Raw genomic sequence first — 14379 nt, 5'->3', positions numbered from 1 at the left:
ACTCGTCAAATGCACATCGAATCAGGACTCTACGCGGGCTCGGCCCGCAGTGGAACCGGGGATGGCGCGGCGGTGGCGGATACGGCCCAGGTTTGCCTGCCTCAGGCGGACCGATTTCCTCTACACTGTGCGCCGAAAACAGTTCGTCTACAGGGGAAGAACGATGAAGCGCCACGCTTTGCTTGGTTTGACGCTTTTGGCGGGCGCGACGTGCGCCCAGGCCGTGTCCATCAGCAGCTTTTCGCCCAAGGGAGCGACCAGCGAGCTGCGGGACGTCAAAGTCACTTTTGCCGCCCCGGTCGTGCGCTTCGGCGATTCGCAGCTGCCGCCGCCCGTGCTGGTGCAATGCGACGATCCCGAGGTCAGCGGCCAGGGACGCTGGCTGGACGCGCGCCGCTGGATCTACGAATTCACGGAGCGGCCAGGTCCGGGCCTCAGTTGCACGGCGACCGTCTCCACGACGTTCCGCAGCCTGTCGGGCGAGGCCATCAGCGGCCCGGCGCAGTACCGCTTCAACTCCGGCGGCCCCGTCCTGGACAGCAACCGCCCGTACTATTCGACCATCTCCGAAGACCAGGCCTTCCTCTTCAGCTTCACGGCCCCCGTGGACGCCGCCTCGCTGGTCAAGCACGGCTATTGCCGCGTGGAAGGCATAGGCGAACGGATTCCCCTGAAGACGCTGGATGCGGCCCAGCGCGATGCCTTGATCAAGTCCGAATACTACGTGGACGAGGTGGACGAGGTGGACGAGCGCTACCAGGCCGTGCAGTGCGCGCGCACCTTGCCGGCGGGCGCCGACGTGTCGGTGGTGCTGGATCCCGGCATCCTGACCCAGATAGCCAATCGCAAGGGCGTGCCCAGTTCGGATCGCTATGTCTTTGATTTCTCGGTGCGCCCGGCGTTCAGCGCGTCGCTGTCCTGCCTGCGCGAACGCGCGGACGCTCCCTGCACACCGGTAGGCAGCCTGAGCGTGCAGTTCTCCTCGGCCGTGGAGTATGAGCAACTGTCCCGGTTCCGCCTGAAGGCGGGCTCGCAGGAATGGAAGCCCGCATCCGACGAGGGCGAGGGCTGGCAGGATCGCGGCGCGAGCGAGACGGTGCGTTTCGAAGGGCCGTTCCCCGAGAACGCGCAGTTGCAGATCGTGGCTCCGTCCGGCCTGAAGGACGATGCCGGCCGCAGCCTGAGCAATCCGGAACTGCTGACGCAGGGCGTGCGCACCGGCACGTATCCGCCGCTGGTCAAGTTCGCCGTGGAGCCGTTCGGCATCGTGGAGCGTTTCGGCCATGCCTCGTACGACGGCTCGGACGATTCGGATCCGCCGGCCCTGGGCTTGAGCCTGCGCAATGTGGAGCCCAGCCTGGTCACGCAGGACATGGTGGTGTCCGCGGGCCAGGTGGGGGACATGGTGCTGCGCGACGACAAGCAGGTGCTGGAGTGGTATGCGCGCCTGCGCCAACTGGACTACGGCTGGAACATCCAGGCCGAACGCCTGAGGACCCTCATGGGGAACGGCTACAAGGTCAACGGGCCCGTTGACGAGAACGGCATGCTGGACCTGCGCGGCGAATCCTTGCTCAAGGGCCAGAAGGTCCAGCAATTGACCTTGCCCGGCATGGACCAGAAGGGCGAGCGTCCCTTCGAACTGGTCGGTGTGCCGCTGCGCGAGCCTGGCTTCCATGTGCTGGAAGTGGCCTCGCCGCGGCTGGGCGCATCCCTGCTGGAATCGGGCAAGACCATGTACGTGCGTACGTCGGCCCTGGTCACCAACCTGGGCGTGCACATCAAGAAAGGGGGCGATGACCTGATGGTCTGGGTCACGACCCTGGACGACGCCAAGGTCGTGCCCGGCGCGCTGGTGCGCGTCATGAACTGCCGCGGCGAAGAGCTGGTGGAGGGCCGGACGGACGAGAACGGGCTGTTTCACCATCCCCAGCCTGTGGCGGCCGTGGATTACTGTGATGACAGCCAGCTCTCCGGCCTGTATGTGACGGCCCGCGTCGACAAAGACAATCCCATGGCCCGCGGCAAGGACGATTTCAGTTTCGCATTCAGCGACTGGAATTCGGGCATCGAGCCTTGGCGTTTCAATGTGCCTTACGCCTGGGGCAGCCGCGACGGCATGGTGGCCCACACCGTGCTGGACCGCAACCTGTTTCGCGCCGGCGAAGTGGTGCACATGAAACACTATCTGACCGATCGCGTGCGCTCCGGTTTCGCCGCGCCCGACCGCTACCCCAGCACCATGGTCCTGGAGCACCAGGGCACGGGCAAGCGGATCGAGCTGCCCTTGAAGTGGCACACCACGGCCGCCGGCAGCACGTTCGCCCTGAATGACTGGAAGATTCCCAAGGACGCGGAGCTGGGCGTATACACCTTGTCCACGCAGGGCGACGACCAGTATTTCTCCTTCGGCGAGTTCCGCGTCGAAGAGTTCAAGCTGCCCGTGCTGGGCGGCTCGCTCAAATTGAGCGACGGGCAGGCGCATCCCTATCTGGTGCGGCCCGAATCCATGCAGGCGGACATGCAGTTGCAGTACCTGTCCGGAGGCCCGGCCGACTTCCTGCCCGTGCAGCTGTCCGGCGTGGTGCGCACCCGCGCGCCTTCGTTCAGCGCCTACGATGATTTCACCTTCGCCGCGCCGCAGGAGGGCGACAATGCGTCCTCCGAGCCGCGCGTATTCCTGAACAAGAAACGCTTCCAGCTGGATGCCCAGGGCGGCCTGCGGGCGGAACTCAAGGAACTGCCGGCGGTGACGCAGCCTTCCGAGTTCGTGGTGGAGGCGACCTTTGCCGATCCCAATGGCGAAATCCAGACACTGATGCAGACCGTGCCGGTATGGCCGGCCGACGTGGTGGCCGGGCTGCGTGCCGGCAGCTGGCTGAAGGCCGGCTCCAGCACGACGCTGACGGTGCTGGCGCTCAGTCCCGACGGCAAGCCCGTGAAGGATGCGGCGGTACGCGTGGATGCGGCCAATGTGGTGCGCTACTCCACCCGCAAGCGCATGGTGGGCGGTTTCTACAGCTATGACAATCAGGAGGAGCGCCAGGATCTGGGTACGCTGTGCAAGGGCCGCAGCGATGAGCGCGGCCTGCTGCAGTGCGAGGTCAAGCTGGAGAAGGGCGGCCAGGTCGAGCTGCGCGCTGTCGCCAGCGACGCCCAGGGCCGCGAGTCCGTGGCCGCCAGCAGCGTCTGGGTCAGCGGTTCGGGCGAATTGTGGTTCGGCGGCCAGAACGACGACCGCATCGATGTGATCCCGGCCCGCAAGAGCTGGGCGCCCGGCGAGCAGGCCCAGTTCCAGGTCCGCATGCCGTTCCGCGAGGCCACGGCCCTGGTTTCCGTGGAGCGTGAAGGCGTGCTGCAGGCCCGCGTGCTCCAGCTGGAGGGCGAGAATCCCACGGTCAGCGTGGACATCAAGCCTGAATGGGGGCCCAATGTCTATGTGTCGGTGCTGGTCCTGCGCGGCCGCCTGCGCGAAGTGCCCTGGTATTCCTTCTTCACCTGGGGCTGGAGCCAGCCTTTGAACTGGTACAAGGCCTATTCGGAAGGCGGGGGCGAGTTCGTGGCGCCGACCACCACGGTGGACCTGTCCAAGCCGGCCTATCGTTTCGGCCTGGCGGGCATCGAGGTCACCAGCCAGCAGGACGCCCTGGATGTGAAGGTGAGCACGGACCGCTCGCAGTACGCGATCCGCGAGCAGGCCAAGGTGGACATCCAGGTGCTGGGCAAGGATGGCGCTCCGGCTGCCGGCGCCTCCGTCGCGCTGGCTGCCGTGGATCAGGCACTGCTGGAACTGAGCCCCAACGGGTCGTGGGACCTGCTGGGCGCCATGCGCGCCTTGCGCAGCTATAACGTGTTGACTGCCACGGCGCAGTCCGAGATCGTGGGACGCCGGCACTATGGCCGCAAGGCGGTCCCGGCCGGCGGGGGCGGCGGCAAGAGCCCGACCCGCGAGCTGCTGGACACCTTGCTGCTCTGGAAAGGCAATGTGGAACTGGACGAGCAGGGCCGCGCCACCGTCACGGTGCCGCTGAAGGACGCCTTGACGCGGTACCGCATCGTGGCCGTGGCCGATCTGGGCGGCAAGCGTTTCGGCACCGGTTCGGCCGAGATGGTCACCACGCAGGATCTGCAGATCATTTCGGCCTTGCCGGCCATCGCCCGCGAGGGGGATCGCTACGAGGCGCAGGTCACGGTGCGCAACAGCAGCCCGCGCGCCATGAAGGTGGAACTGCAGGCGCAATATGACGGCGCCGGGCTGCCGGGCGCCAGCCTGCCGGCCAAGACCATCGAGCTGCCTTCCGGCTCGGCGGCCCTCGTTTCCTGGCCCATGACGGTGCCCGCCTCCAGCGGCACGGCGCCCTCGCACACCCTGGGCTGGACAGTCCAGGCGCGTGAACTGGGTCAGCCGGATGCAGCCCGGCCCGCCCAGGACCGCCTGGCCATCAAGCAGGAAATCTTCCCTGCCGTGCAGGTAACGGTCCAGCAGGCCACGCTGGCCGCCGTCTCGGCCGAACAGGCCCTGACCTTGCCGGTGCAGGCGCCGGCCGGCGCCTTGCGCGACGAGCAGGGACGCATCCAGGGCGGCCTGCAGATGCTGTTCCGCTCCTCGCTGGGCGGCGGGCTGGAAGGCGTGCGCGCCTGGTTCGAGCGCTACCCCTACACCTGCTTCGAGCAGCTGGCTTCGCGTTCGCTGGGCTTGCGCGCCGAGCAGGATTGGGCGGCCCTGATGCAGCGTATCCCGTCCTACATCACCCAGGACGGTCTGCTGCGCTATTTCCCCAGTCCTTACGCTTCCGGCAGCCGCGTCCTGACGGCCTACATCCTGGAGATCAGCGACATGGCGCAGGCCCTGGGCCTGAACTTCGCCATTCCCGAGATGTACCGGCACGAGATGCTGCAAGGCCTGCAGAATGCGGTCAACGGCCGCCTGCGGGAGTCGCGCAACGCTTCCCGGCAGGACCGGGACATCGAACTGGTCCGCCTGACGTCCATCCTGGCCCGCTATGGCATGGCGCGTGTCAACATGGTGGATTCGGTCGAGCCCAATCTGCAGAGCTGGCCGACGGAAACCCTGCTTGCCTGGGTGGACCTGACGCAGCGCCTGCCCGGCATCAAGCAGGCCGAGCAGACCCGCCAGCAGGCTCTGGACCTGATCCAGGCGCGCCTGGTCAGCCGCGGCACGCGTCTGGTCTTCGGCGAAGACCGTCTCAACGGCGACCCCTGGACGATGAGCAGCCGCGTCACCAACCAGGCTCGCCTGATGATGCAGATGAGCGGCCAGCCGGGCTGGGCGGAGGACATGCCGCGCCTGGCGCAGGGCCTGTTGCTGGAGCAGCGGCGCGGCGCCTGGGGCATGACCACGGAGAACCTGTTGGCCGGGCTGGCGATCGAGCAGTTCAGCCGCCATTACGAACAACCCGTCCACGGCCAGTCCATGGTGATTCTGGGTTCGGAAAGCGCGCAGGTCGTGGATTGGGACGCCTTGACGCCCAATCGCCAGGGCGTGCGCTCGACCCGGATCGATGTGCCCTGGCGCGGCCCCGAAGCCGATGACCTGAGCGTCGAGCTGATGGGCGAGGGCAAGGCCTGGGTGGATGTGCGCTCGCTGGCCGCCGTGCCGGTGGACAAGCCCATTGCGGCCGGGCTGAGCGTGGAGCGCAGCATGAAGGCGGTCGAGCAGGCCAAGCCCGGCGTCTGGAGCCGCGGCGACATTGCCCGCATCACCCTGACGGTCAAGGCCCAGGGGCCGGCAAGCTGGGTGGTGGTGTCCGATCCCATTCCCGCCGGCGCCACCATCCTGGGCAGCGGCCTGGGGCGCGATTCGGCTCTGGCGACCGAAGGCGAGCGCAACGAAGGTGTGGCCTGGCCCGCCTTCGTGGAGCGCCGTTTCGATGGCTATCGCGCCTACTACGAGCGCTTCCCGGAAGGCACCACCACGGTGGAATACACGGTGCGCCTGAACACGGTCGGCCAGTTCGTGCTGCCGGCCACGCGGGTGGAGGCGCTGTACGAGCCTGACGTCTTTGCCGTCTGGCCCAATGACGGCACGCTGGATGTGGTGGATGCGCCTGCGCCGTGAACACAGCGCCCTGCTGCTGGGCCTGGCCTTGCTGGCCGGCCCGGCGGCGGCGCTGCCCTCCTATGAGCAGGTGCGCCAGGCGCACCGCTCTTCCGACATCCAGGTCCTGGACCGCCACGGCGTGCTGCTGCAGAGCGTGCGGCGGGATTTCAGGCAGCGGCGCGGGCAATGGGTGGATCTGGAACATATATCCCCGGCCTTGCAGCGCGCCGTTCTGGTGTCCGAAGACCGTCGCTTCGAGTCGCATGGCGGAGTGGACTGGTGGTCTGTCGGGTCGGCTGCCTGGGAGGGACTGGTATCGGGCCGGGCCCGCGGCGCCTCAACCATCACGATGCAGCTGGCCGGCCTGCTGGACCAGGACCTGGCGGCCGGCCGCGGCGGCCGTTCCCTGTGGCAGAAGCTGGACCAGGTGGTGGCGGCGCAGTCCCTGGAAGACAGCTGGAGCAAGCCGCAGATCCTCGAAGCCTATTTGAACCGCGTGGCGTTTCGCGGCGAGCTGGTCGGCGTGGACGCCTTGTCGCGCACCTTGTTCCAGAAACAGCCGGCGGCGCTGGATGTGCGCGAATCGGCCATCGCCGCCGTGCTGCTGCGTGGTCCCAATGCCTCGGCGCTCACCGTGGAGCGGCGCGCCTGCCTGACCTTGCAGGACATGGGGCGCGGCCAGGAATGCCGCGGCCTGGGCAATCTGGTGACGGTGGCGCTGCGGCGGGCCGCCCAGCCTCCTTTCGGACAGGCGGACCAGGCGCCTCACTTCGCCCGCTGGGTCATCGAGCAGGGCAAGGACCTGCAGGCGGGCGACAGCTTGCGCACCACGCTGGATGCGCGCCTGCAGGCCCTGGTGACGGCCAGCGTGCGGCGTCATCTGCTTGACCTGCGCACGGCGCGCGTGCGCGACGCCGCCGTGGTCGTGCTGGACAATCGCAGCGGGCAGGTGTTGGCGTATCTGGGCTCCAGCGGCGATCTGTCGCAGGCCGACCAGGTGGACCACGCCCGCTCGCTGCGCCAGGCGGGCTCCACCCTCAAGCCGTTTCTGTACGAACTGGCCATCGAAAGGCGCATGCTGACGGCCGCCTCGCTGCTGCAGGACTCGGCCTTGAATCTGCCTACCGGCAACGGACTCTACATACCGCAGAATTACGACAAGCAATTCGTCGGCTGGACCAGCGCGCGCACCGCGCTCGGGTCCTCGTTGAACATCCCCGCGGTCCGCGTGCTGACCTTGCTGGGGCCGCAAGCGCTGGTGCAGCGCCTGCGGGACCTGGGGGTGGACCTGCGCCAGGAAGGCGATTACTACGGCTACAGCCTGGCGCTGGGCAGCGCAGATGTCACTTTGTTGCAATTGACCAATGCATATCGCGTCCTGGCCAACCAGGGGCTGGCCCAGGAGGTTCGTACACGGCTGGATGCGCCGCCGGCCCAGCTCAGGCCCGTGATGGATCCCGCTGCCGCCTGGATCGTGGGCGACATGCTGTCCGACCGGCAGGCCCGAGTGACGACTTTTGGACTGGACAGCGCCTTGAGCACCCCTTTCTGGTCGGCGGCCAAGACCGGCACCAGCAAGGACATGCGCGACAACTGGGCCATGGGGTGGTCGCAGGACCACACGGTGGGCGTGTGGGTGGGCAACAGCGCGGGCGAAAGCATGCAGGACGTGTCCGGAGTCAGCGGCGCGGCGCCCATCTGGCATGAGGTCATGGCGGCCTTGAACCGCGGCCGGCCCAGCCGTCCGCCGGTCATGCCCGAAGGCGTGGCGGTCCGTGACATCCGTTACGAGCCGGCGGTGGAGGCGCAGCGGCGCGAATACTTCGTTGAAGGGACGCAGTCCGACGTGATAGAGCTGGCCGATGCGGGTCAGGCCTACGCCGGGCCGCTGCGTATTGCCGAGCCGGTCGACGGCACCATCCTGGCCCTGGATCCGGATATTCCGCCGCAGAACCAGCAGATGCGCCTGTTGGCGCAGGGGCAGGGCAGCGACGCCCTGCCGCTGGTCTGGTGGGTGGACGGCCGCGAGGTCGCGCGAGGGAGCCAGGCGCGCCTGCCGCTGAGACCGGGCAATGTCCGCATCGAGCTCAAGGACGGACAGGGCAAGCTGCGGGACCAGGTGCGCGTACAGGTGCGCGGCGCCCTGCCGGGCAGGCTTAACAAAGATTAACCGCTTTCACTGTTACATGACTGCTACACTGCAAGTCATGTTGAATTTTTGCAAAGAGGGGGGACCTTCAGAATGATGACTTTACGCACGCTTGCCCGATTCCTGGCGCCTATCGGCCTGGTGGCGCTGGCCGCTTGCCAGACTGTCCAGCAAAAACCCGCTGACCAAGCCGGCTCGTCCAGCACCACGGCGGCGCAGACCCCCTCCACGGCCGCCCAGGCCGGCCAGACCGGCGGCGCCCAGCCTTCCGGCGCGCAGCAGCAGGTCGCTCCCGTCCAGGTCTTCCTGGCGGACACGCAGCCCCAGAGCGGCTGGGCCCGCGTGGACGTACAGCCCAATGGCGCCCTTTATGTGAATCCGCGCGCCATCATCGTGCGCGACGACCTGACCGGCGTGCAGGCGGGCACCAACGACAGCAAGGAAGGCCTGCTGGCTCTGAACCTGACTCCCGAGGCGGCCCAGCGCCTGCTGCAGGTCACCACCCAGAACCCCAGGAAGCGCCTGGCGCTGGTGGTAGGCGACACCATGCTGGCCGCTCCCAGCTACAGCTCGCCCGTCAAGGACGGCCGCCTGATCTTCATGGTGGGCACGGAAGCCAACGCCATGGCCGCTGCGCGCGCCATCGCCGGGCCTCAGGCCACGCCGACCACCAATCAGAAAAGCAATTAAACCGTCGTCATGAAGCCAGCCATCCCCAGCAACGTGGCCTTTTATGTGCTTTCGTTCCGGGTGCTGGCGACCATGCATGGCGTCGCGCTGCTGACCATCATGCTGATGGCCAGCGGCGTGCTCAATTCCGTCTTCATGCCCGAGTGGCTGCGCATTCCGCTGGCGGTATTCATGCTGGGCCTGGTCTCCGCCTTCCTGGCCTTGTGCTGGAGCCACTGGACGGCCGCCTGGCAGATGTCCTCGACCGGACGGCGCTGGGCCTGGATTCCCGCATTCTGTTCCGCCTTCTTCCTGGCGCTGAGCCTGGCGGTGTTCCTGCTGGGGCTGTGGGGCACGCTGGGGGTGGCCAGTTTCGCGTACCAGCATAGCGATTGGGTCAATTCAGCTCCTCAGGACGAGGATAGCGCCGCGATTCCCGATTTCGGCATGCCCCAGATTTTCCCGCAGGAACTGCGTCTCTGAGCCTTGCCGCCGGCTCCACGATTCCTTGGCCGGCCCGCTTGTCGGGCTTGCGTTGTATTTTTTCTAATTGCCTGTTTTCCTGCTCGCTATTTTGCTGTGCCCGGTTTTAAAATATACGCATTGCGTATATTTATATAGCGAGCACTCCACATGGCCGTTTCCCAACAAGTATTTTTGCGCGATGCGATGCGTCGCCTGAACCTGACCCGCGACGTATTCGCCGCTCGCATCGGCGTCAAGCGCCGCGCCCTGGATACATGGCTGTTGCCGGAAGGCTCGCTGGAGTCGCGGGCCATGCCGGAAGTGGTCCAGCGCTTCGTGACGGAAATCGTGGAAAACGAGGCCCTGCTCAATAAATATGCGCAGAGCGCACAGTCCGGTCCGCTGCGCGACCGTATCGCCGTCGGCGGTAAGCACCAGTTGCTGTCGGTGGACCAGTTCACGCGCGAAACCGTGGAAGAGCTGTGCAGCCTGGCCGACATCATGCAGCCCATCGCACGCCGCCAGAAAGTGTCGCGCGTGCTGGAAGGCGCCGTTCTGGGCAATCTGTTCTTCGAAGCCTCGACCCGCACCCGCGTCAGCTTCGGCGCCGCTTTCTGCCGTCTTGGCGGCTCGGTCTGCGACACCACCGGCTTCACGTTTTCGTCCATGGCCAAGGGCGAATCCATCTATGACACCAGCCGCGTGATGAGCGGCTATGTGGACGCCATGGTGATCCGCCACCCTGAACAAGGCTCGGTGGCCGAATTCGCCCGCGCCACCAACATCCCCGTGGTCAACGGCGGCGACGGCGCCGGAGAGCACCCCAGCCAGGCCCTGCTGGACCTCTACACCATCAGCACCGAGTTTTCCCGCCTGGGCAAACTGCTGGACGGCGCGCACATCGCCATGGTGGGCGACCTGAAATACGGCCGCACGGTGCATTCCCTGATCAAGCTGCTGGGCATGTACCGCGGCTTGAAGTTCACCCTGATCTCGCCCCCCGGCCTGGAAATGCCCGAGGACATCGTGCAGCAGGTGGCCAAGCAGGGCAAGCACGTGATCGAACAGACGCATTCCCTGGAAAAAGGCCTGCCCGGCGTGGACGTGATCTATGCCACCCGCGTGCAGAAGGAACGTTTCGCGGAAGGCCAGGGCGACAGCTACACCGCGGATTTCCAGGTCAACAAGGCCATCATCGATCAGTGCTGCGGGCCCGACGTGATCGTCATGCACCCGCTGCCGCGCGACAGCCGTGAAGGCGCGCACGACCTGAGCGTGGACCTGAACCATGATCCGCGCCTGGCCATTTTCCGCCAGGCCGACAACGGCATCCCGGTGCGCATGGCCATCTTCGCCGTGCTGCTGGGCGTGGAGACCCTGGTGCAGCATTCCATGCGCGACGTCACCTGGAGCCCGCCTTCGCACGTCGGCCCCGACGACGCGGTCTTCCACGGCATGTACTGACGCGCCGCCGCGGCTGCGGCCCCCCGCGCCCGCCATGGCGCGGGGGGCCGTTTTGCTTACTTGGCCGTAGGCATGACGAATTCCGCTCCTTTGGCCATGCTTTCGGGCCAACGCTGCATGATGGACTTCTGCCGCGTATAGAAGCGCACGCCTTCCTCGCCATAGGCGTGCATGTCGCCGAACAGGCTTTTCTTCCAGCCGCCGAAGCCGTGCCAGGCCATGGGCACGGGGATGGGCACATTGATGCCTACCATGCCCACCTGGATGCGCCGGCCGAACTCGCGCGCCACATTGCCGTCACTTGTGAAGCAGGCCACGCCGTTGCCGAACTCATGCCGGTTGATCAACTGTATGGCGGCGGCCAGATCGGGCACGCGCACGCAGCACAGGACCGGCCCGAAGATCTCTTCCTTGTAGATGCTCATGTCGGGCGTGACATGATCGAAGAGGGTGCCGCCCAGCCAGAAGCCGTCCCGGCAGCCCTCGCCGGCCAGGGCGCCCTCGAAAGTCCTGCCGTCGACCCGCAGCAGCGCGCCTTCGCGCAAGCCCTGGGCGATGTGCTCGGTGATGCGCGCATGCGCCTGCGGGCTGACGATGGGGCCCATCTCGGCCTGCGGATCCATGCCGTTGCGGATTTTCAAGGCGCGGGTGCGTGATTCCAGGGCCGGGAGAATGCGATCGGCGGCCTCGCCCACCAGCACGGCGACGGACACCGCCATGCAGCGTTCGCCGGCCGAGCCGTAGGCCGCGCCGACCAAGGCGTCGACCGCCAGATCCAGGTCGGCGTCGGGCATCACGACCAGGTGGTTCTTGGCGCCTCCCAGGGCCTGGATGCGCTTGCCGCGGGCGGCGCCCTTCTCGTACAGGCGCTGGGCGATCGGCGTGGAGCCGACGAAGGACACGGCCTGCACGTCCGGATGCTCGACCAGGGCGTCCACCGCTTCCTTGTCTCCTTGCACGACGTTGAACACGCCGTCGGGCAGGCCGGCCTGCTTGAGCAGCTCGGCGATGAACAGGCTGGGGCTGGGGTCTATGGGACTGGGCTTGAGCACGAAGCAGTTGCCGGCCGCGATGGCCACAGGGAACATCCACATGGGCACCATGACCGGAAAGTTGAAAGGCGTGATGCCGGCGACCACGCCCAGCGGCTGGCGCAGGGTCCAGTTGTCGATGCCCGTGCTGACCTGATCGGTGTAGTCGCCTTTCAGGAGTTGCGGAATGCCGCAGGCGAACTCGACGATCTCTATGCCGCGGGTCACTTCGCCCTGCGCGTCGGAGAAAACCTTGCCGTGCTCGGCCGTGATCAGCGCCGCCAGCGCGTCCCTGTGCTCGTTCAGCAGGGCAAGGAATCTGAACAGCACGCGGGCGCGACGCACGGGCGGGGTGTCAGACCAGGCGGGGAAGGCCGCCCTGGCGCAGGCGACGGCATCGTCGACATCCTGCGCGTCGGCCAGTCTCACGTGGCCGGCGACCCGTCCGCTCGCGGGATTGTAGATGGGCTGCGTCCGGGCGCCGGCGCCCGCCTGGAGGCTGCCTCCGATGTAGTGGGCGATCTCCTGGACCTTGGGGTCTGTCATGGTGAAGCTCCTGCTCAGGTGGGTTGCAACAAAAAGGGCGGCGGCCCGCAGCGGGCCGCCCGGTTCAGTGGGAAGCGGCCGCGATGCCGACCGCCGTCTCGGCCCGGGCTTCCTGCGCCGGGAAGCCGGCGCGGTCCTGCGCGGCGCGGCGGCTGCGATCCGCGGCGGATACCGCCACAATGGTCAGGAAGGCCAGGGGCATGGAGATCAGCGTCGGATAGTCGTAAGGGAACACGGCGGCGGGAAAACCGAAGATGCGCACCCAGACGGCGGGCGACAGGATCACCAGCGCCAGGGCCATGCTCAGCCCCGCTAGGCCCCCGGCCAGGGCGCCGCGCGTGGTCAGCCCGCGCCAGTACATGGACATGAGCAACACGGGGAAATTGGCGGAGGCCGCGATGCTGAATGCCAGGGCCACCAGAAAAGCCACATTCTGGTCGCGGAACAGCAAGCCAAGGACGATGGCGACCAGTCCTATGCCGATCGAAGCCAGGCGGTTCACGCGCATGGCCTGCGCGGCGGACACATTGCCACGCCGCAGCACCTTGGCGTACAGGTCGTGCGCCGCGGCCGAAGCCCCCGCCAGCGTCAGGCCGCTGACTACGGCGAGAATGGTGGCGAAGGATACCGCGGCCAGCAGGCCGAACAGCAGATTGCCGCCCAGCGCCGTGGCCAGGTGCATGATGGGCATGTTCGAGCCGCCCAGCACGGGGCCGCCCACCTTGCCGTCGACGTAGAATGCGGGATAGTCCGGCAGGATCGCCATGGCGCTCAGGCCCAGGAAACAGATGAGCACGAAAAACACGCCCATCAGTCCCGTCGCCACGAATACCGATTTGCGGGCTGCGCGCGCGTCGGGCACGGTGAAGAAGCGCATCATGATGTGGGGCAGGCCGGCGATGCCGAAAACCAGCGATAGCGCCAGCGAGAAGCCCGAGAACGGGTCCGCCATCAGTTTCCAGGGGCCCTTCATGGCTTCGCCCGCCGGGTGCCGCTCCGAGGCGGCCGCCACCAGGGCGGAAAAGTCGAAGTCGAAATAGCCCAGCGCCAGCACGGCCATCAGTACGCCATTGCCCAGCATCAGCACGGCCTTGATGATCTGCACCCAGGTCGTGGCGACCATGCCGCCGAGCACGACGTAGACCATCATCAGCAGGCCCACCGCGATCACGGCGTAAGCGTAGTCGATCCCGAACAGCAACTGCACCAGCTGGCCCGCGCCCACCATCTGGACGATCAGATAGAACAAGACCACCGTCAGCGAACTGATCGCGGTGAATATCCGGGTGCTGCGTTCGTCGAGCCGGTAGGAGACGATGTCGCTGAGCGTGTAGCGGCCCAGGTTGCGCAGCCGTTCGGCGATCAGGAACATGACGATGGGCCAGCCCATGAAGGCGCACACGGCATAGATCAGGGAGTCGAACCCATTGGAAAACGCCAGGGAGGAGATGCCCAGCAGCGTGGCGGCGGACATGTAGTCGCCCACGATGGCCAGCCCGTTCTGGGTGCCCGTGATGCCGCCGCCCGCGGTGTAGAAGTCGGCGCTGGAGCGGGTCCTGAGCGAGGCCCAGTAGGTGATCCCCAGTGTGACCAGCACGAAGCCGGCGAAGATCAGGATGGCTTGCGTGTTCATGGCCGCACCTGTGCCAGCAGGCGATCGCGCATGGGGTCGAAGCGCGAATTGGCCACGTGGATGTAGGCGCCCGTCAGCAGCCAGGACAGCAGGATCAGCCCAACGGCGTACAGCAGCCCGCTGGTGACGGTCCCCTGGTCGTTGAGCGGGTGCGCCAGCGCGGCGGGCCAGAGCACGGCGGCCAGGATGAAGCCGGCGCACAGGCCCAGGCACAGGCCGGCGCAGGCAAAGGCCAGGCGCCGGCGCTGCGACTTGAGCCGTTCGTACTCGGGCAGTCCGGACAGGCGCCGGCAGATTTCTTCGTTCGACAGCATGGTTTGTCTCCGTCCTTGTTCTGTTGGTCGCCCACGTCCGCCCGGCC

The 14379-nt window shown here is 66.9% G+C and carries 8 protein-coding genes; 5 read left to right on the top strand and 3 right to left on the bottom strand.

The genetic code is table 11. From position 1 onward, the window contains the following. Positions 1–163 precede the first annotated feature (163 nt). From ACF3ND_RS10370 to ACF3ND_RS10350, 5 genes are all read left to right on the top strand, one after another. Positions 164–6079 (top strand): alpha-2-macroglobulin, encoded by a 5916-nt coding sequence (locus ACF3ND_RS10370; protein ID WP_394060136.1) that lies wholly within the window; start codon positions 164–166, stop codon positions 6077–6079. Beyond that, positions 6039–8231 carry a penicillin-binding protein 1C gene (pbpC, locus tag ACF3ND_RS10365; protein WP_394060134.1) on the top strand — a complete coding sequence of 731 codons (2193 nt, stop codon included), beginning with the start codon at positions 6039–6041 and terminating at the stop codon, positions 8229–8231. Before ACF3ND_RS10370 ends, pbpC begins: the two co-directional genes overlap by 41 nt. 72 nt (positions 8232–8303) lie before the next feature. Continuing rightward, a complete protein-coding gene (locus tag ACF3ND_RS10360; RefSeq protein ID WP_394060132.1) occupies positions 8304–8900 on the top strand; it encodes a hypothetical protein in 597 nt (198 codons plus the stop codon). A 9-nt stretch (positions 8901–8909) separates the two neighbouring features. Continuing rightward, positions 8910–9362: a hypothetical protein gene (locus tag ACF3ND_RS10355; protein WP_394060130.1), complete on the top strand. Its 453-nt coding sequence runs from the start codon at positions 8910–8912 to the stop codon at positions 9360–9362. A 150-nt stretch (positions 9363–9512) separates the two neighbouring features. Next, positions 9513–10808 (top strand): aspartate carbamoyltransferase, encoded by a 1296-nt coding sequence (locus ACF3ND_RS10350; protein WP_394060129.1) that lies wholly within the window; start codon positions 9513–9515, stop codon positions 10806–10808. Between the two features lie 56 nt (positions 10809–10864). Here the strand turns inward: ACF3ND_RS10350 and ACF3ND_RS10345 are convergent, their stop codons facing one another. The 3 genes from ACF3ND_RS10345 to ACF3ND_RS10335 all read right to left on the bottom strand — a co-directional run bounded on the left by ACF3ND_RS10345 (position 10865) and on the right by ACF3ND_RS10335 (position 14332). Further along, positions 10865–12385, bottom strand: coding sequence for a CoA-acylating methylmalonate-semialdehyde dehydrogenase (locus tag ACF3ND_RS10345; RefSeq protein WP_394060127.1), 1521 nt, complete (start codon positions 12383–12385; stop codon positions 10865–10867). 64 nt (positions 12386–12449) lie between these two features. Further along, positions 12450–14018, bottom strand: a complete 1569-nt coding sequence (locus ACF3ND_RS10340) for a sodium/solute symporter (protein WP_394060125.1) — start codon at positions 14016–14018, stop codon at positions 12450–12452. Then, positions 14015–14332, bottom strand: a complete 318-nt coding sequence (locus tag ACF3ND_RS10335) for a DUF485 domain-containing protein (protein WP_394060123.1) — start codon at positions 14330–14332, stop codon at positions 14015–14017. Before ACF3ND_RS10335 ends, ACF3ND_RS10340 begins: the two co-directional genes overlap by 4 nt. Positions 14333–14379: the final 47 nt, after the last annotated feature.

Origin of the sequence: Alcaligenes sp. WGS1538 (assembly GCF_043187505.1) — a bacterium.
GTDB lineage: Bacteria > Pseudomonadota > Gammaproteobacteria > Burkholderiales > Burkholderiaceae_B > Alcaligenes.
The sequence above is the reverse complement of the archived record's forward strand: the minus strand, read 5'-3'. Positions and strand labels throughout refer to the sequence as shown.

Bases quoted from the DNA above. Each gene is read 5' to 3' on its own strand.
- ACF3ND_RS10355 (WP_394060130.1), top strand. From the start codon at position 8,910: ATGAAGCCAGCCATCCCCAGCAACGTGGCCTTTTATGTGCTTTCGTTC.
- ACF3ND_RS10335 (WP_394060123.1), bottom strand. From the start codon at position 14,332: ATGCTGTCGAACGAAGAAATCTGCCGGCGCCTGTCCGGACTGCCCGAG.
- ACF3ND_RS10370 (WP_394060136.1), top strand. From the start codon at position 164: ATGAAGCGCCACGCTTTGCTTGGTTTGACGCTTTTGGCGGGCGCGACG.
- ACF3ND_RS10345 (WP_394060127.1), bottom strand. From the start codon at position 12,385: ATGACAGACCCCAAGGTCCAGGAGATCGCCCACTACATCGGAGGCAGC.
- ACF3ND_RS10350 (WP_394060129.1), top strand. From the start codon at position 9,513: ATGGCCGTTTCCCAACAAGTATTTTTGCGCGATGCGATGCGTCGCCTG.
- ACF3ND_RS10360 (WP_394060132.1), top strand. From the start codon at position 8,304: ATGATGACTTTACGCACGCTTGCCCGATTCCTGGCGCCTATCGGCCTG.
- pbpC (WP_394060134.1), top strand. From the start codon at position 6,039: ATGACGGCACGCTGGATGTGGTGGATGCGCCTGCGCCGTGAACACAGC.
- ACF3ND_RS10340 (WP_394060125.1), bottom strand. From the start codon at position 14,018: ATGAACACGCAAGCCATCCTGATCTTCGCCGGCTTCGTGCTGGTCACA.